This is a genomic window from Polaromonas sp. P4_F9 (assembly GCF_056401235.1).
In genome coordinates this window covers 153691-170841 of the sequence record NZ_JBFUJT010000011.1, presented here as the reverse complement: position 1 = coordinate 170841, position 17151 = coordinate 153691, and the positions used below count along the sequence as shown (strand labels likewise).

The window sequence follows — 17151 nt, the reverse complement described above, 5'->3', positions numbered from 1 at the left end:
CTGTTGCTGTGCACGGCAATGAGCTGGCGCGCCTCGAAGTAGGGGCTGGTGAAGTCGTACGACTGTTTGCGCTTGTCGTTGATGGTGACGCCGGAGATCACGAGGTCGAGGTCGCCGTTGTTCAGCGCCGCGAAGATGCCGCTCCAGGGGGTGTTGACGATCTTGATTTTGAGGCCCGCCTTCTGGGCGATGGCCTTGATCATGTCCACGTCGTAGCCGACGATCTCCTTGCTCGGGCTTTCGTAGGCGAACGGCCGGTAGGTGGCGCTGGAGCCGACTACCAGTTCCTGGCTTTGGGCGCTGCTGAGGCCTGAGGCAAACAGCGCAAGGGTGGTGAAGGCAAGACTGGCTAGACGTTTCAAGCTCATGAAATTCTCCGGTGAATAAATATAAATAATGTCAACGTGGGATGAAAAACTAAAAACCGCATGCGGCGGCCGGTCAGGCCGCTGCTACCCGTTGCCGGGCACTCTCAATGGCGCTGGTGACTGCAGCAGGTGCAGTTCCTCCGACATGATTTCTGGCCAGCACCGAACCCTCCAGCGTCACCGACTGGAAGACGTCGGCCTCGATGACGGGGGAAAACTGGCGCAATTCCTCGAGGGTCAGCTGGCTCAAGTCCTTGCCGGATTCGATGCAGCGGCGAACCGTCAGCGCCACCACTTCATGCGCTTCGCGAAAAGGCAATCCCCGGCGGACCAGGTAGTCGGCCAGGTCGGTCGCGGTCGAAAACCCGGCGCTGGCGGCCGCGCGCATGCGCTCCTGGTTGACGCCCAGCGAAGGCAGCAGGCGGCTGAACACCCGGACCGAACTGCGCACGGTGTCGAGCGTGTCGACCAGCGGCTGCTTGGACTCCTGGTTGTCCTTGTTGTAGGCCAGGGGCTGGGATTTCATCACGGCCAGCACGCTGGCCAGGTTGCCGAACACCCGGCCGGCCTTGCCGCGCGCCAGCTCCGGAATGTCGGGGTTTTTCTTCTGCGGCATGATGGACGAGCCCGTGCAGAAACGGTCGCCGATTTCGATGAAACCGATCAGCGGGTTGGACCAGAACACCAGCTCTTCCGACAGCCGCGACAAATGCATCATGATCTGCGCGCCGGCACTGCAGGCGTCAATCACGAAATCCCGGTCCGACACCGCATCCAGCGAGTTCCGGCAGACCCCGGCAAAGCCCAGCCGCCCGGCGACGAAATGGCGGTCAATCGGGAAGGAGGTACCGGCCAGCGCGGCCGCGCCCAATGGCAGCTCGTTCAGGCGCTCACGCGCCTGGCGCACGCGCTGGATGTCGCGCAGGAACATTTCGACATAGGCCATGAGGTGGTGGCCAAACGTCACCGGCTGCGCAATCTGTAGATGGGTGCAGCCCGGCATGATGGTGGCGGCATGCGTGCGGGCCAGGTCCAGCGCCACGGTGACCAGTTCCTTGAGCTCGTCGCACAGGCCATCGAGTTCCTGGCGGGTGTACAGGCGCAGGTCGGTGGCCACCTGGTCGTTGCGTGAGCGCGCGGTGTGAAGCCGCTTGCCGGCATCGCCGATCAGCTGCGTCAGGCGGTGCTCGATGTTCATGTGCACGTCTTCACGGTCCTTGGCCCAGGGGAACACGCCTTCCCTGATTTCCTGGCGGATACTGGCCATGCCGCGCTGGATGTCGGCCAGGTCTTGCCCGGACAGCACGCCGATGCTGGCCAGCATTTCGGCATGAGCCAGGGAGCCGTCAATGTCCACGCCGGCCAGGCGGATGTCGATGTCCAGGCATTGCTGGTAGTCGGTCAGCAGCTCGTCCATAGGCGCTGCAAAGCGCCCGGACCAGGCCTCGGTTTTTGCTTCTGCAAACATGTCGCTTTTGTCTCCTCTTTTTCTCGGTTTGTTCTCTGTTTGTTCTTTGTGTGTGGGTTGATGTGTCGCCCGGGTCCTTGAGTTATGTCAGAGCCCGGCGGCGGGCGTCTGCCGCATCAGGGTGGACTTGCCGAACAGGCTCTCGATCAGGTCCACCGCCAGTTCGGCGGTCTGGTTCCTCACGTCGAGCGCCGGGTTCAACTCGACCAGATCGACTGAGCCGAGGTAGCCGGTGTCGGCAATCATTTCCATGCACAGCTGGGTCTCGCGGTAGGTGGGCCCGCCGCGCACGGCGGTGCCGACGCCGGGCGCAATCTCCGGATCCATGCAGTCCATGTCAAAGCTGACGTGCAGGTGGGTGTTGCTGTCCACGCCCTCGAGCGCCCGCTCCATCGTGGCGCGCATGCCAAATTCGTCGATGTAGCGCATGTCAAAAACTTCAAACCCCAGTTCGGTGACAAAGGCGCGCTCTTCGGCATCGACGCTGCGCACGCCGATCTGGCGCAGGTCGCGGGCCTGCAGGGCGACCTCGCCGCCCAGGTGGGTGAGCGCTTCGGGCCCGTGGCCCAGCAGGCAGGCCACAGGCATGCCGTGGATGTTGCCGCTGGGCGTGATGTGGGCGGTGTTGGTGTCTGCGTGGGCGTCAAACCACAGCACGCGCAGCTGCTTGCCGGTGGCCTTGCAGTGGCGTGCCACGGCGCTGATGGAGCCGATGGCCAGGCAGTGGTCGCCGCCCAGCAGCACCGGCAGCTGGCCGGCCGTCAGCGTGTCGTTCACGGCGGTGTAGATGGACTGGTTCCAGGCAATCACTTCAGGCAGGTGGCGAAAGCCGTCGCGTGGTGGCTCCCAGGGGTTGGCGGGGCCGGCCAGGTTGCCGCTGTCAATGACGTGCAACTGGCGATCGCGCAGCGCCTGCGGCAGGCCGGCGACCCGCAGGGCGTCGGGCCCCAGGCCCGCGCCGCGCACACTGGCGCCAATATCGGTGGGTGCACCGATCAGGTGGATGGTTTTCACAATGGGTTTCTGCGATTCGATCAGCAGGCCGCCGCAGTGCTGCGGTTCGGGGTGCCTGCGGTAACGGGGGTCGGTGCGGGCGCGGTGGTACGGGCCATGCCCATGCCATAGAGGTCTTTCGGGTCCATCAGTTCGGGGATCAGGTCGAGCACCCGTGAGGTGTCTTTCAGCACATGTTTTTCCAGGTAACGCATGGCGGAGAAGTCTTCGAGCGCAAAGCCCACCGAGTCAAAGACCGTGACCTGGGCGGCATCGGTGCGCACGGTCGCCTGCCCGTTCAGCACCTGCCACAGCTCGGTCACCGCAAAGTCCGGCGGCATTTGCTGCAACTCGCCTTCGATGCGTGACTGGGGTTCGTACTCCACCACCACTTTCGCGGCGTAAAGAATGTCGGCGTGCAACTCGGTCTTGCCCGGGCAGTCGCCTCCCACGGCATTGATATGCATGCCGGGCTCTATCATCCCGGGCGTCAGGATCAGGGCGTTGGTTTTGTCGGCCGTCACGGTGGTCACGATGTCCGCGCCGCGGACCGCGTCGGCGGTCGAGCTGGCGCGGTAGATGCGCAGCCTGGGGTAGGCGAGCAGGTTGCGGACCAGCTTGTCGGTGGCTTGCGGATCCACGTCATAGACCCTCAGTTCTTCGATGCCCATGAGGCAGTGAAAGCCGATGGCCTGGAACTCGCTTTGCGCGCCGTTGCCGATCAGGGCCATGCAGCGGCTGTCGGGCCGGGCCAGGTGCTGGGCGGCCAGCACCGAGGTGGCGGCCGTGCGCAGCGCCGTGGTCAGCGTCAGTTCAGACAGGATGCGCGGGTAGCCGGTGTCCACATCCGACAGCACGCCAAACGCCGTGACGGTCAGCAGGCCGTCGCGGGTGTTTTGCGGGTGGCCGTTGACGTATTTGAAGGCGTACTGGCGGCCATCGGAAATCGGCATCAGCTCGATCACGCCGATCGGCGAGTGGCTGGCCACGCGGGCCGTCTTGTCGAACTGCGGCCAGCGCTGGAAATCCTCGCCAATCATGCGCACCAATTCGCCGATGGCACCTTCGGGGCGGGTTGTCGCCAGGTGCTCCTGCAAATCATTCGTACCAATAAAAGCAACCATCATTTTCTTTCTTTGTTAGGCAAACCACCCGGCTGCGGAACCTTTTGCACAGGGCCCGCCTGGCGGGTGGCGATACACAATCTTAGGTCGGATGGCTGGAAATTTGATTTCCTATTGATGCGTGTTTATGATCATTTAAGAAATAAAATTTCATAAAAATCAAAATTACCATTCCGGAGTGATTGATGGATGCCTACGATAGAAATATTCTGAAATGGCTGCAGGACGACGGCCGGATGAGCAATGTGGAGCTGGCCGAGCGCATTCACCTGTCGGCACCGCAAACCCTGCGGCGCGTGCGTACGCTGGAAGAGAAAGGCGTGATCCGCCGCTATGCCGCCCTGGTGTCGCCTGCGGCCCTCGGGCTGGAGGTCACGGCCTTTGTGAGCCTGTCGCTGGACCGCGAGCAGTTTCGCAATGTGCGCGAGGTCGAGCGCAATGTGATGGCTTTTTCAGAAATCGTCGAATGCCACACCATCTCCGGCGACTTTGACTACTTGCTCAAGGTGGTGGCGGCGGACCTGAAAAGCCTGTCCCTGTTCCTGACGGACCGCCTGATGCAGGTGCCAGGTGTTTCCGGGGTGCGATCGATGATTTGCATGGAAGAAATCAAGTCGCAAAGCAGCCTGCCGACCTGACGCCGGGACATCTTGGCGCCAACGGTGCATGCTTCACCTGCTTGGGCTTCGGGGGTTTGATTTATTCATCATATCGTTAAAAATACAGTGAAAAATTAATCAAAAAACGATTCAACATTGAGTATCTAGCAAATATTTCGAGGTTTCCATGCGTTTACCCTTTCCCTATCGGCCCGAGGCCGACATCGTCTCCCATCGTCTGGACGCCTTGAGCGGGGTGCTGGACTGGCCCGCCGCGGCACAAGCCGCCCGCCCCTGGGTGCAGGCCGTGCGCGAGAACCCGCCGCCGTTCTGGGCCATGGAGAGTTTGCTCAAGGAATACCCGATCTCCAGCGCCGAAGGGCTGGCTCTGATGCGCCTGGCCGAGGCGCTGCTGCGCGTGCCCGATGCCGAGACCGCGATCGCCCTCACGGCCGACCAGCTGGGCCGCGCCGACTTTGAAGGGGCGGGCGACTCGACGCTGGCACGCCTGTCGTCCACCGCGATTGCCTTGTCCAAGAAGTTTTTGCCGCATTCGCAGGCAGGCGCAGGGCGCGGGGATGCGGAGCCCGGCCTCATGGGCAAGCTCGGTGCGCGCACGGTCGTGGCCGCCACCTTGCGGGCGGTGCAGCTGCTGGGCCGCCAGTTTGTGCTGGGGCAGACCATTGGCGATGCCATGGCCGAGGCCGATGGCGCCCGCAAGAAAATTGCCAACCTGCGCTTCAGCTATGACATGCTGGGCGAGGGCGCGCGCACCGACGCCGACGCGCTGCGCTACCTCGACAGCTACACGCAAGCCATCAAATCAATCGCTGCCAACGCTCGTAAATCGGGCGCCTGTGAGAAAAACGACGGGATTTCCATCAAGCTCAGCGCGCTGCACCCGCGCTACGAAGACGCCCAGCGCGAGCGCGTGCTGGCGGAACTGGTGCCGCGTGTCTGGGGCCTGTGCGAGTTGTCGGCCCAGGCCAACATCAACCTCACGATCGACGCCGAAGAAGTCGACCGGCTGGAGCTGTCGCTCGCCGTGTTCGAAGCGCTCGCCGCGCGGGTGGCGCATCATCATCCGCAGTGGCAGGGCTTTGGCCTGGCCATGCAGGCCTACCAGACGCGCGCGCTGGAGCTGATTGAACACATTGCCGCCATTGGCCGCAAATACAAATTGCGCCTGATGTGCCGCCTGGTCAAGGGCGCCTACTGGGATTCGGAAATCAAGCGAGCCCAGGAGCAGGGCCTGCCGCACTACCCGGTGTTCACTCACAAGCACCACACCGATGTCAGCTACCTGGCCTGCGCCCGCGCGCTGCTGGACGCGCCCGACGCGATCTACCCGCAGTTCGCCACCCACAATGCCGCCACGATTGCCGCGATTTTGCAAATGGCGGCTCGAACCCAAAATTCGGCGAACGCGAAGGCCGGGCAATTTTCCGCCGGGCCGCCCCAAGGAAAATTAGCCCCCTCGGGGGGCAGCGCAGCACACGCAGTGACAAGCGTGGGGGCGCAATTCGAGCTGCAGCGCCTGCACGGCATGGGCGAGGGTGTGTACCGCGAAGTGCTGAAGAACCCGCTGATCAGCTGCCGCGTCTACGCGCCCGTCGGTGCGCACCGCGACCTGCTGGCCTACCTGGTGCGCCGCCTGCTGGAAAACGGCGCCAATTCCTCCTTTGTGCACCAGCTGGCTGACGAGTCGGTGGGCATGGGCGAGTTGCTGATCTCGCCGCTGCGGCTGGAGCCGGAGCCTTCCTTGCCGATGCCTCTCGCCCTGTATGGCCCGAGCCGGAAAAACAGCGCGGGGCTGGACTTGACGGTGGAGAGCATGCGCGCGCCGTTGTTCGCCGCCTTTGAAGCTGTGCAGGTTCCCAAAGTGCCGGAATTCGATGCCAGGCTGGCTGCCAGTGCAGTCGCTACGGGAGTAAGCAGCTATCAAAAATGGAGCAAGATGGAGGTGGCCGAACGCGCCGCCATCCTGCGCCACGCCGCCGATGCGCTGCAGCAGCAGATGCCGAAGTTCTGCGCGCTGCTGGTAAAGGAAGCGTTCAAAACCTGGGGCGACGCCGTGTCCGAGGTGCGCGAGGCGGTGGATTTCCTGCGTTACTACGCCAATGAAGCCGAGCGCATCATGGCGCCCGTTGCCCTGCCGGGGCCGACCGGCGAGACCAATGAACTGCGGCTGACGGCGCGCGGCGCCTGGGTCTGCATCAGCCCCTGGAATTTCCCGCTGGCGATTTTTGCCGGCCAGGTCGCTGCCGCGCTGGCCACCGGCAACGCCGTGCTGGCCAAGCCCGCCGAGCAAACGCCGGGCGTGGCCTGGGAGGCGGTGAAACTGCTGCATGCGGCTGGTGTTCCCGAAGGCGCGTTGCAGCTGCTGCACGGCCCAGGCGAAACCGTGGGCGCCGCGCTGGTGGCCGCACCGCAGGTGGCGGGCGTGGTGTTCACCGGCTCCACCCAGGTCGCCAAAATCATCAACCGGGCACTGGCCGCCAAAGATGGTCCCATCGTGCCGCTGATCGCCGAGACCGGCGGCATCAACGCCATGCTGGTCGACAGCACCGCGTTGCCCGAGCAGGTGGCCGATGCGGTGGTGCAAAGCGCGTTTCGCTCGGCTGGCCAGCGCTGCTCGGCGCTGCGCCTGCTGTGCGTGCACGAAGGCATTGCCGACGGCGTGATTGAAATGATCGAGGGCGCGGCGCAGGAACTGGTGGTGGGCAACCCGGCCGAGCTGGCCACCGACGTCGGCCCGGTGATTGACCGTGAAGCCTTCGACAACATCCAGCGGCACCTGACGCGCCTGGGTTCCAGCTCAAAAGTGCTGGTGGCGCGCAAGGACAATGGAGGGGACACTCCCGATTTGATGGCGAACAGCATCACGCCTGCGGCGTTTGAGGTCAACAGCCTGGCCGAGGTCAAGGACGAAATCTTCGGCCCGGTGCTGCAGATCGTGCGCTGGGGCAGCGGCGAACTGAAAAGCCCGGAAGCCGTGATCGAACAGATCAACGCCCTCGGCTACGGCCTCACGCTGGGCCTCCAGACCCGCATCGACTCGCGCGCGCAGGCCCTGGCCGCTGGCGCGCATGTGGGCAACATCTATGTCAACCGCAACATGATTGGCGCGGTGGTGGGTGTGCAGCCCTTTGGCGGCGAAGGCCTCAGCGGCACCGGCCCGAAAGCCGGCGGACCGCACTACCTGTACCGTTTTTGCGCGGAGCAGACCGTGACTGTCAACACCACGGCGGCAGGTGGAAATGCAGCTTTGCTGGCGGGGTGAGCGAGCCATCAACGGGTGAGGTGAAGAGTGGCTAAGACTTGCTAAGAGTGGCTAAAAGTTCGCCTTGGGATGAAGCTGCTCCGGTCGCGGGCAGATTGCGCCAATCTCAATGACCCCAGAGCCTGAACCCCCGTTCGGGCTGCGGGTCTCGCGCAAACCAGGTTTCGAACACGGGAATCGGCGCTTGCCGGATGGGCCGACGGCCACGATACTTGCACTCAGGTGGCTGAATTTCCTGTGCGTTAGAGATATCGGCAGTTAAGCATGTTGTGCCACCTCACCGCCCGGGCAGGTCAAGCCGGGAAGGAGGCGTTCGATATGCAACTCATCACTGTGAAAATCGACAAGCCGGAAGCGACCAACTTCATTCTGGGGCAGACCCACTTCATCAAGTCCGTCGAGGACCTCCACGAAGCGCTGGTGGGCGCCGTGCCGGGCATCAAGTTTGGCCTGGCCTTTTGCGAAGCCTCCGGCAAATGCCTGGTGCGATGGTCGGGCACCGACCCCGCCATGGTCGAACTTGCCCGGAACAATGCGAAGACCCTTGCTGCGGGCCATTGCTTCATCATTTTCCTGGGGGAAGGCTTCTACCCGCTGAACGTGTTGAACACCGTCAAAATGGTTCCGGAGGTATGCCGCATTTTCTGCGCAACAGCCAATCCAACTGAAGTGATTCTTGCGGAGACGGAGCAGGGACGCGGTGTCCTGGGCGTGGTGGACGGTTTTCCGACCAAAGGGGTCGAGGACGAGGACGACATCAGCTGGCGCAAGAATCTGTTGCGGCAAATCGGCTACAAGCTTTGATTGAAGAGCCGTCGGGGCTGGACGGGAGCCGATAAATCATTGCCGGACTACCGGCTTCGGCGGCGTCGTTCGAACAATGGGAATGGGGTTGATTTGTCAGCCCGCTTGCATTCGGCGGCGCCGGCGACTAACGTAAGAGGGCAACATGACTGGTTGCCCGTTTACTTCAAAGGAGCATGCATATGCCCAACACCACCTGGATCTTGGTCGCCAACGCAAGCACCGCCAAAATCTATGCCAACCACGGCATCAAGAAAGGACTCAAGATTCTGAAGGAGACCGAACACCCGGAGAGCCGGCAAAAAAACGCCGATCTGGTCACCGACCGCCCCGGACACATGCCGGGCATTGGCAACGGCCACGGTGCCTGCCAGCCCCAGACCGACCCCAAGCGCAACGCCGCGCAGCATTTCGCTCAGGAGCTGGCGCGCGAGCTCAACCATGGGCGCAGCACCAACCAGTTCGAGCGCGCCATCCTTATCGCCCCGCCCTCTTTCATGGGCCTGCTCAACGACAAGCTGGACGGCCACACCGCCAACCTGGTCAGCGACCGCTTCGAAAAGGATTACACCAAGGCCAGCGAAAAAGAACTCGCCGGACATCTGGAGTCCTGCATCTATCTTTGACCGGCGGATGATCCCGCCGCACCTCTAACCCCAATACACGTCGGTTAACGTCCATTCTGGGGTATCCAGTCACTTTCCATGACAGGAGAGCCGATGGCGCGTGGCCAGCCTGGACGGCAGCACCATGGATGTGGCCGACGAGCAGGCCAACGATGAAGTCTTCGGCCGCTCCGGCGCAAGGTCACTCAGCTGTGGGCGGGATGGTGCGCTCTCCACTCCTTGAATTTGCCGTAGACAACGCGTTCCAGCGCCCACAGCGACATCGCGGTGACCAGCAAGCCGATGGCCAGCGCGTTGATCACGGCGTTTTGATGATTCGCATAACCCCAGACCCACGGCGAAATCATCAGCCCGATGCCCAGCAGGGCATTGCCCCAGTCATCAATCTGGGTTGTTAGAAAAAGGTCTTCAGAGGCCAGAAGGATGATGCCAATGCCGACCACCACAGCGCACCAGGCCGCCGCCACCGGCAAGCCCAGCGCCCAGGGCGAAATGCACAGCCAGAGACCGGCGGCGATTTCCAGTCTGTCCTGCCAACGGTTGAGGGTATCCATGACAACCTCCACATCAAAGCTTGGGAATCTTCAGTTTAGAACTACTGTAAAAATAAGCAACAAAAGGCGGCCGAGTCCGCGGCTGACGTTGCGTTGCAGTCCGTTCCCCGAGAACGTAGTGAGACGGTGAGCGTAGGGACCGGTATCAGCCCTGCCGTGCGGCGGCATGGCGCATAGGGTCAGGTTGCCGCGCTCCGCATGAAGGCCTCGAACTCGGCAATGGGGAGCGGCGGGCAGAACAGGTAGCCCTGGTAGTAGCCGCAACCCTGCTCGGCCAGAAAGCTGCGCTGCGCCTCGGTCTCGACGCCTTCGGCAATCACATCGAGCCCCAGGCTCTGCGCCAGTGAAATGATGGCGCTGCAGATGGCGGCGTCGTTCGGGTCGCTGAAGACGTCCGCAATGAAGCTCTTGTCGATTTTCAGTTGGTCCAGCGGCAGCCGCTTGAGGTAGGACAGCGAGGAGTAGCCCATGCCGAAGTCGTCCAGCGCCAGGGTCACGCCCAGCGCCTTGAGCGTGCCCATCTTGGCGATGGCGATTTCCATGCGGTCGGCCAGCAGGCTCTCCGTCAGTTCGAGCTTGAGGTTGTGGGGCCGGATGCCGGTCTGTTTGATCGCGGCCATCACCATGTCCACGAAGTCGGGGTGGCGGAACTGCCGCACGCTGACGTTGACGGCAATGCTCAGGCCTGCCGTTTCAGGCCGTTTCTGCCAGGCCGCCAGCTGCAGGCAGGCTTGCTCCAGCACCCATTGACCCAGCGGCAGTATCAGGCCCGTTTCTTCGGCCACCGGAATGAAGTCCGCGGGGCTCACCATGCCGCGTTGCGGATGCCTCCAGCGCAGCAAGGCTTCCACGCCGGTGATGCGCTGCTCGCGGTCGACCTGCGGCTGGTAGTGGACCAGGAACTGGTGCTCTCGCAGGCCCGCGCGCAGGTCGGTGCTCAGGGCGGCGTTGGCGCTGACGGAAGCCTGCATGTCCGGATCGAAAAAGCAGACCGTGTTGCGGCCCATGGTCTTGGCCTGGTACATCGCCAGATCGGCCTGCTTGAGCAGTTCGCTGACGCTGCCCTGCAGCATGTTGAAGGGGGTCACGCCGATGCTGGAGGTGCTGTAATGCTGATAGCCGGCGAGGTCGTACGGTTCTCGCAGGGTGGCCAGCACTTTTTCGGCGACGATCTGGGCTTTGCGGGTCGCAGTTTCGGGGTGCGTGCCCAGGTCCTGCAGCATCACCACGAACTCGTCGCCACCCAGGCGCGCCACGGTGTCGAGCTTGCGCACGCAGCCCTTCAGGCGTACGGCCACCTTCTGCAGCAGCAGGTCGCCCTTGGAGTGACCCAGGGTGTCGTTGAGGATCTTGAAGTTGTCCAGGTCGATGAACATCAGCACGCCTTCCTGCCGGGTAAGGGCGCAGTCTTCCAGCGCCTGTTCAAGCCGGTCCAACAGCAACTGGCGGTTGGGCAACTCCGTCAGGGGGTCGTAGAAGGCGAGATGATGGATCTTCTCGTCGGCCGCCTTGCGCTGGGTGATGTCGCGGCCTACGGCAACCCAGTGGGTCAGCTCGCCGGTTTTGGCCGCCACCGACACGATCTCCAGGTCCACCCAGAACGACCCGCCATCCTTGCGGTAGATCATCAGTTCGCCGCGCGCCTGTTTCCATTGCCGCAGCGCGCCGAAGATGCGGGCAAGCTCGTCCTCCCGCGTCTCGGGCCCCTGCAGCATGCCCGGCATCCGGCTCAGCACCTCCTCGCGCGTATAGCCGGTGTGCCGCTCGAAGGCGTCATTGACAAAGACGATCTGCGGCCCCGACCCATGGCGCGGCGACGCCTCGACGATGACCACAATGTCGTTCAGCCGCGCGATGCCGGTTTCCAGCAGCATCAACTGCTCCTGGGAATTGCGCCGCTCGCTGACATCGCGAAAGTAGACTGCCAGGCCTTCGGCAAACGGATAGGCGCGCACTTCCAGCCATTTGCCGAGCGGCGGGTAGAAATCCTCGAACTCCACCTGGCGATTCCTGGCCAGCGCCTGCTGGATGTGCTGGCGCAGGCGGCCGCTCACCTCCTCGCCGAAATCCTGCCAGATTTCCTGGCCCAGCAATTCGGCGGTCGAGCGCTGTAGCAACCGCTCGCTCTCCTGGTTGAGGTAGGTGAAGCGGCCCTCGCGGTCCAGTGTGACAAAAGCCTCGGTGATGCTGGCCAGCGTCGTAGTCAGGCGCATGGCCAGGCGCAGGGTTTCCTCCTGCGCCTGTTTACGGGCGTTGATGTCCTGCAAGGCGCCCTGGATTCGGGCGACCGTTCCGTTGGCGCGGCGGACTACTTCGCCAATCATCCGCACCCACCGGCGCCCGTCCTGCGCGGTCAGCAACTGGGCTTCCTCGTCGAAGGGCGTCGCATTACGCGCGCATTCCGTGATGACCTGGCGGAGCCTGGCGCGCGATTCTGGGGCGCAGTGGCGCAGCAGCTCCTCGAGCGTGCCTGGCACGGCCGCGCCGTTGCCGAGCATGGCGGCGAACTCGGGGGACAAGGTCAGGCGGCCGTCTGCGAGGTCCATCGACCAGCTGCTCATCTGGGCGGTGCGCATGGCGATGTGCAGGCGCCTCTGGCTTTGCTGTTGCTGCTCGGCGCTATGGTCCGCCAGGAGCCGGTGCTGGCGCCTCAGCTCCAGTTGCGCCACCACCTGCCGACTCAGGATGTCGAGGGCGCTCAGGTCCGCATCCCGGCCCGTGCGGACAGCCGGGTCCATGACGGCCAGCACCCCCAATGGCGTGCCATCGGCTGCAACGAGGGGGATGGCCGCGAAAAAGCGCAGGCCTGGCGGGCCGGCCACCATCGGGTGGCGGGACAGCTCTGGGTCCGCTGCGGCGTCGGGAATCGTCAGGGGCTTCCCGCCAGGCCGCAGAACCCGGGCGTAAAAATTGGTCAGGCCGGCCGCCACCTCTACCTCTGGAAGGCCCACCGACCATGAGGACGGGGGCGTCTCTTCGTTCACCAGTTGCAGGGCGGCCGCACGGGTTTCGCACAATTTCGCGGCCAGCTGCACCAGCCCGTCAAAGTCAGGTTCGGAGAGAGGCGTAACGCTGACGCCAGACGCTCCGGCCTCTGCTGCGCTATGGGGGATGGCGGGCGGGTTGGATGTCACAAGGCGTTCGCTCCAGTCAGTGGGTGCATAAGCGGTGCATGATGGGCCTTGAAAAAACCATTGCCGACATGACCTGACTCAGTGCACTATTAGGTTCCAGCGACGTTGTACGTTCCATAGGGGAGCTGCCTCAGGAATATGTTGGATTCTTGTGTTAAGTGTCACATGGCGTTAGCATTGTGCCGAGTATATTTAAAGCCAGGCTTTTTTGTAGACCCGGGCTGCCGGTAGAAAGTACAGGGAGAGATGCATCATGAATTCCATGCAGGATTTGCAGCAATGCCCTGATGTTGCCACACTGAAACCTGCTCTCCACGCCTTGTGCTCAAGATTTGGGCGTGTCGAAAGGCTGGACATCCTGACGGCCATGCATGAAGGCAAGCAGCAGGCCATCTGCTTTCTGCGCCTCGATTCCCCCGAAAAAGAACAGGCCCTGATGAAGACGCTGGGCGTGGGAAAGTTCGGCGGCGAAGTGGTCTTCGTGGTTGATCTGGTCTCGCCGGACTCGCAGGAAGACTTCGGTCCCTCATCCCAGTGGGCTGACTCCGGCAACTTCTAGTTGAAGAGCCGGCGCGCGCGCGCCTCGAATGCCATAGCGGGTGCGCTACAGCAGCATCCTGCAAAAATTAATTTGGTTACCTCTCTTGCACAAGGGCGGATCTTTTTATTTTCTGCAGACGTACCATGCGTACTTTTTCAAGGAAGACACATGGCAACACCGTTTTTTGGCAAACGAGAAAATGAGACGTCTACCACGTCCCCCAATTTGCGTCATGGTGCACCCGGTTATGGAGCCGCAGGAAGCTCCAGCACATTGCAGTCCGCTTCTGCGGCTGCCAATCAGCAAAGCAATGCCAAACCTGTGAATGATCCTGCCGCCTCCACCAGCAAGGAAGGCGGCAGCAAGCTGACGGTCGGCCCCAATATCAAGCTCAAGGGCGTGGAAATCACCGACTGCGACACCTTGGTAGTGGAAGGCCTGGTCGAAGCGACCATGGATTCGCGCGTGATCCAGATTGCAGAGCAGGGCGCCTTCAAGGGCTCGGCCGAAATTGATGTCGCTGAAATTCGCGGCGAATTCAATGGCAACCTGACGGTGCGCCAGAAGCTGGTGATCTATTCGACCGGCAAGGTTACCGGCACCATTCGCTATGGCAAGCTGGTGGTCGAAGAAGGCGGACAGCTCTCGGGTGAGATCCAGTTCGGTGCCTCGGGCAGCAAGCCGGTGGCCGCGGCCAAGCCAGGTTTGCAGGCGGTATAAGACGAGAAAAGAAGCGCGGAAATTCAGCCTGAACCCTCGGGGCGTCCCGGAGGGGGCGGCTGGACAGCCGCGCCGGCAGCTTGCCCGCGAAGCCTAAAACCAGCGGAACGCCAGCGGTATCAGCAGGGAGGCAAGCACCACTTGCAGGCCCAGCGCCAGGCCGGCGTAGGCGCCGGCATCGGCGTTGACTTGCAGGGCGCGCGCCGCGCCAATGCCATGGGACGCCGTGCCCAGGGCAAAGCCGCGTGCGGCCCATCCCGCCTGGTTCGTCGGTATGCGCAAGGCATCGAACAGGTACTTGCCGGCGAGCGCCCCTACCAGGCCGGTGATGACGGCAAACACGGCAGCGAGCGCCGGAATGCCGCCTATTTTTTCAGCGATACCCATGGCGACGGGTGCCGTCACGGACTTTGGCACCAGCGATAGCGCGACGTCCGCCGGCAGGTTCAAGGCCCACGCCAGCAGCAGCGCCGAGCCACTCGCGGCCATGCCGCCTGCCAGGGCGGCGAGCAGCAAGCGCCACCAGCGTCGACGCAGTTCCTCGCGCCGCTGCCAAAGCGGCCAGGCCAGCGCCACCACGGCCGGACCCAGCAGGAAATGGATGAATTGCGCGCCCGCGAAATAGCTGGGGTAGGGCACGCCAGTGAGCAGCAGGCCACTGGCTATGCACACCACCGTCCACAGCACCGGGTTAGCCCAGGGCGCATGTCCCAGGCGTGCGTACGCTGCCTGGGACAGCACATACACCACCAGTGTTGCGGTCAGCCCGAACAGCGGCGTGGCCGAGAGATAGACCCACAACTCCACGAACTTAGGCATCCGGGTCCTCCTTGCCGAGGGGGTCGGTGCGGCCCTGCAGGAAATGCAGGCTCAAAACAGTCACCACCAGCCCGGCCAGTGTGGACAGCACAACGACTGCCAGCATGCGCACGCCATACTGGCTGACCAGCGAAAGATGCGTCATCACACCCACGCCGACGGGTACAAAGAGTAACGAAAGGTGTGTCAGCAAAAAATCGGCGCATGCGGCAACGGGCTCGCGCACCACGCTCCACCGCAGCGCCAGGAGCAGCAGCATCATGCCAATGACAGGCCCCGGAAAGGGCAGGGACCATCCGCGCGTCATCAGCTCACCCACGGACTGAAGTGCGAGCAGCCAGGCCAGTCCGCGCAGGGCTTGCATGGTCAGTGCGCTTCCTCTTCCTTCTTCCTGGTTGCCTGGTTGTCAGAAACGCGGCAGGTCCGGATGCGCGATCTGGCCGCCCCGTACCAGCATTTTTCCGTATTCGGCGCAGCGGTTCAGGGTGGGGATCACCTTGCCGGGATTGAGCAGGCCCCTGGCGTCGAAGGCGCGCTTGACGCCAAACATCTGCTCGTTCTCTTCCGCGGAAAACTGCACGCACATGGAGTTGAGTTTCTCCACGCCAACGCCATGCTCACCGGTGACGGTGCCGCCCATGGCGACGCTGGTTTCCAGGATGTCGGCGCCAAACAACTCGCAGCGGTGCAGCTGGTCCGGGTCGTTGGCGTCAAACAGGATCAGCGGATGCAGGTTGCCGTCGCCCGCATGAAAGACGTTGGCGCAGCGCAGTTGGTATTTCTTTTCCATGTCCTGGATCGCCAGCAGGATGTCGGCCAGGCGCTTGCGCGGAATGGTGGAGTCCATGCACATGTAGTCGGGGCTGATGCGGCCCGAGGCGGGGAAGGCATTCTTGCGGCCGCTCCAGAAGCGCAGGCGCTCGGCTTCATTCTGGCTCACGGCAATGGCGGTGGCGCCGCAGCGGCGCAGCACCTCGCTCATGCGGCCGATTTCTTCCTCGACCTCCTCGGGTGTGCCATCGCTTTCGCACAGCAAGATCGCCTCGGCCGTCAGGTCATAGCCGGCGTGCACAAAGTCTTCGACGGCAGCGGTCATGGGTTTGTCCATCATCTCCAGCCCGGCTGGAATGATGCCGGCTGCAATGACCGCCGCCACTGCGTCACCGGCCTTGCGCAGGTCGTCAAAGCTGGCCATGATGCAGCGCGCCAGCTGCGGCTTGGGAACGAGCTTGACGGTGACTTCGGTCGTCACGGCCAGCATGCCTTCGCTGCCGATGATGAGGCTCAGCAGGTCGTAGCCCGATGCATCCGGGGCATCACTGCCAAATTCGACTTCTTCCCCCGAGATGGTGAAGCCCCTGACCTTGAGCACGTTGTGCACGGTGAGCCCGTATTTGAGGCAGTGCACACCGCCGGAATTCTCGGCGACGTTGCCGCCGATGGTGCAGGCAATCTGGCTCGATGGGTCGGGCGCGTAGTAGAGGCCGTAAGGCGCCGCGGCCTCGGAAATCGCCAGGTTGCGCACGCCGCCCTGCACGACGGCGGTGCGGCCGGCCGGGTCAAGCTTCAGGATTTTGTTGAATTTGGCCAGCGACAGCGTGACGCCCAGCCGGTGCGGCATGGCACCGCCGCTCAGGCCCGTGCCGGCGCCGCGCGCCACCACGGGAACATCAAGACTGTGGCAGGCTTTCAGCACGGCCTGCACCTGGGCATAGGTCTCGGGCAGGGCCACCACCAGCGGGCGCTGCCGGTAGGCCGTCAGGCCGTCGCACTCATAAGGCGTTGTGTCCTCGGTGTTCCACAGCAGCGCATGGGCGGGCAGCACCGCCTGCAACGCGCCAACGACCTGTGACTGCCGTTCTGAACGTTCAGACAAGTCTTGCTGCGGGCTGGATGCGTGTGCGTTCATGGGTGGCCTTCGGGGATGAAACCGGTTCTCGCCGGTGATGAAGGCACTTTAATGCAAAGCCGGGGCTGGCGGCGTGAAGAAAATGAGGGTGTTTTGTGAAAACGAATTTGCTATTAATTAGATAGCTGTTCGCGCAAGAAAACAAAGGGCTGGGGGTATAAAAGACTTGTTGCCCAGGGTGAAAACGCTTGCTGGACAACTTTTTCAGC

At 63.0% G+C, this 17151-nt stretch carries 15 protein-coding genes; 6 read left to right on the top strand and 9 right to left on the bottom strand.

The annotated features are described in order from the left end of the window. The 4 genes from AC1DUB_RS12155 to AC1DUB_RS12140 all read right to left on the bottom strand — a co-directional run. The coding region (locus tag AC1DUB_RS12155; RefSeq protein WP_477729691.1) for a transporter substrate-binding domain-containing protein at positions 1-368 on the bottom strand (368 nt) is incomplete at its 3' end. Between the two features lie 73 nt (positions 369-441). After that, positions 442-1836, bottom strand: coding sequence for an argininosuccinate lyase (argH, locus tag AC1DUB_RS12150; RefSeq protein WP_477729690.1), 1395 nt, complete (start codon positions 1834-1836; stop codon positions 442-444). Positions 1837-1923: 87 nt separating this feature from the next. Next, positions 1924-2850 carry an arginase gene (gene rocF / locus AC1DUB_RS12145; protein WP_477729689.1) on the bottom strand — a complete coding sequence of 309 codons (927 nt, stop codon included), beginning with the start codon at positions 2848-2850 and terminating at the stop codon, positions 1924-1926. Between the two features lie 20 nt (positions 2851-2870). Next, positions 2871-3953, bottom strand: coding sequence for an ornithine cyclodeaminase (locus AC1DUB_RS12140; RefSeq protein WP_477729694.1), 1083 nt, complete (start codon positions 3951-3953; stop codon positions 2871-2873). A gap of 185 nt (positions 3954-4138) precedes the next feature. Between AC1DUB_RS12140 and AC1DUB_RS12135 the strand changes: the two genes are divergently transcribed. The 4 genes from AC1DUB_RS12135 to AC1DUB_RS12120 all read left to right on the top strand — a co-directional run bounded on the left by AC1DUB_RS12135 (position 4139) and on the right by AC1DUB_RS12120 (position 9265). After that, complete coding sequence (locus AC1DUB_RS12135; RefSeq protein ID WP_477729688.1) at positions 4139-4591, top strand: Lrp/AsnC family transcriptional regulator; 453 nt, start codon at positions 4139-4141, stop codon at positions 4589-4591. Positions 4592-4739: 148 nt separating this feature from the next. Further along, the gene (locus AC1DUB_RS12130) at positions 4740-7835 is read left to right on the top strand and encodes an L-glutamate gamma-semialdehyde dehydrogenase (protein ID WP_477729687.1); all 3096 of its coding nucleotides are present in this window, start codon (positions 4740-4742) and stop codon (positions 7833-7835) included. Positions 7836-8153: 318 nt separating this feature from the next. Then, positions 8154-8639, top strand: a complete 486-nt coding sequence (locus AC1DUB_RS12125; RefSeq protein ID WP_011481379.1) for an adenosine-specific kinase — start codon at positions 8154-8156, stop codon at positions 8637-8639. 182 nt (positions 8640-8821) lie between these two features. After that, entirely contained in the window at positions 8822-9265 is a 444-nt protein-coding gene (locus AC1DUB_RS12120; RefSeq protein WP_477729686.1) for a host attachment protein, read from the top strand. A gap of 185 nt (positions 9266-9450) precedes the next feature. On the opposite strand, the gene AC1DUB_RS12115 is transcribed toward AC1DUB_RS12120, so the two are convergent. Both AC1DUB_RS12115 and AC1DUB_RS12110 read right to left on the bottom strand, forming a co-directional pair. Further along, positions 9451-9819, bottom strand: coding sequence for an SPW repeat protein (locus AC1DUB_RS12115; protein ID WP_477729685.1), 369 nt, complete (start codon positions 9817-9819; stop codon positions 9451-9453). A 179-nt stretch (positions 9820-9998) separates the two neighbouring features. Next, on the bottom strand, positions 9999-12953 hold the full coding sequence (locus tag AC1DUB_RS12110; RefSeq protein WP_477729684.1) for a bifunctional diguanylate cyclase/phosphodiesterase: 2955 nt from the start codon (positions 12951-12953) through the stop codon (positions 9999-10001). 253 nt (positions 12954-13206) lie between these two features. Between AC1DUB_RS12110 and AC1DUB_RS12105 the strand changes: the two genes are divergently transcribed. Both AC1DUB_RS12105 and AC1DUB_RS12100 read left to right on the top strand, forming a co-directional pair. Further along, positions 13207-13512 carry an RNA recognition motif domain-containing protein gene (locus AC1DUB_RS12105; RefSeq protein WP_477729683.1) on the top strand — a complete coding sequence of 102 codons (306 nt, stop codon included), beginning with the start codon at positions 13207-13209 and terminating at the stop codon, positions 13510-13512. A 150-nt stretch (positions 13513-13662) separates the two neighbouring features. Beyond that, entirely contained in the window at positions 13663-14214 is a 552-nt protein-coding gene (locus tag AC1DUB_RS12100) for a bactofilin family protein (RefSeq protein ID WP_477718894.1), read from the top strand. Positions 14215-14307: 93 nt separating this feature from the next. On the opposite strand, the gene AC1DUB_RS12095 is transcribed toward AC1DUB_RS12100, so the two are convergent. The 3 genes from AC1DUB_RS12095 to AC1DUB_RS12085 are packed head-to-tail and all read right to left on the bottom strand — an operon-like array spanning position 14308 to position 16942. Then, positions 14308-15033, bottom strand: coding sequence for an LrgB family protein (locus AC1DUB_RS12095; protein WP_477729682.1), 726 nt, complete (start codon positions 15031-15033; stop codon positions 14308-14310). Continuing rightward, a complete protein-coding gene (locus AC1DUB_RS12090) occupies positions 15026-15397 on the bottom strand; it encodes a CidA/LrgA family protein (protein WP_477729681.1) in 372 nt (123 codons plus the stop codon). Before AC1DUB_RS12090 ends, AC1DUB_RS12095 begins: the two co-directional genes overlap by 8 nt. A 42-nt stretch (positions 15398-15439) precedes the next feature. Continuing rightward, positions 15440-16942: an FAD-linked oxidase C-terminal domain-containing protein gene (locus tag AC1DUB_RS12085; RefSeq protein ID WP_477729680.1), complete on the bottom strand. Its 1503-nt coding sequence runs from the start codon at positions 16940-16942 to the stop codon at positions 15440-15442. Between the last annotated feature and the right edge of the window lie 209 nt (positions 16943-17151).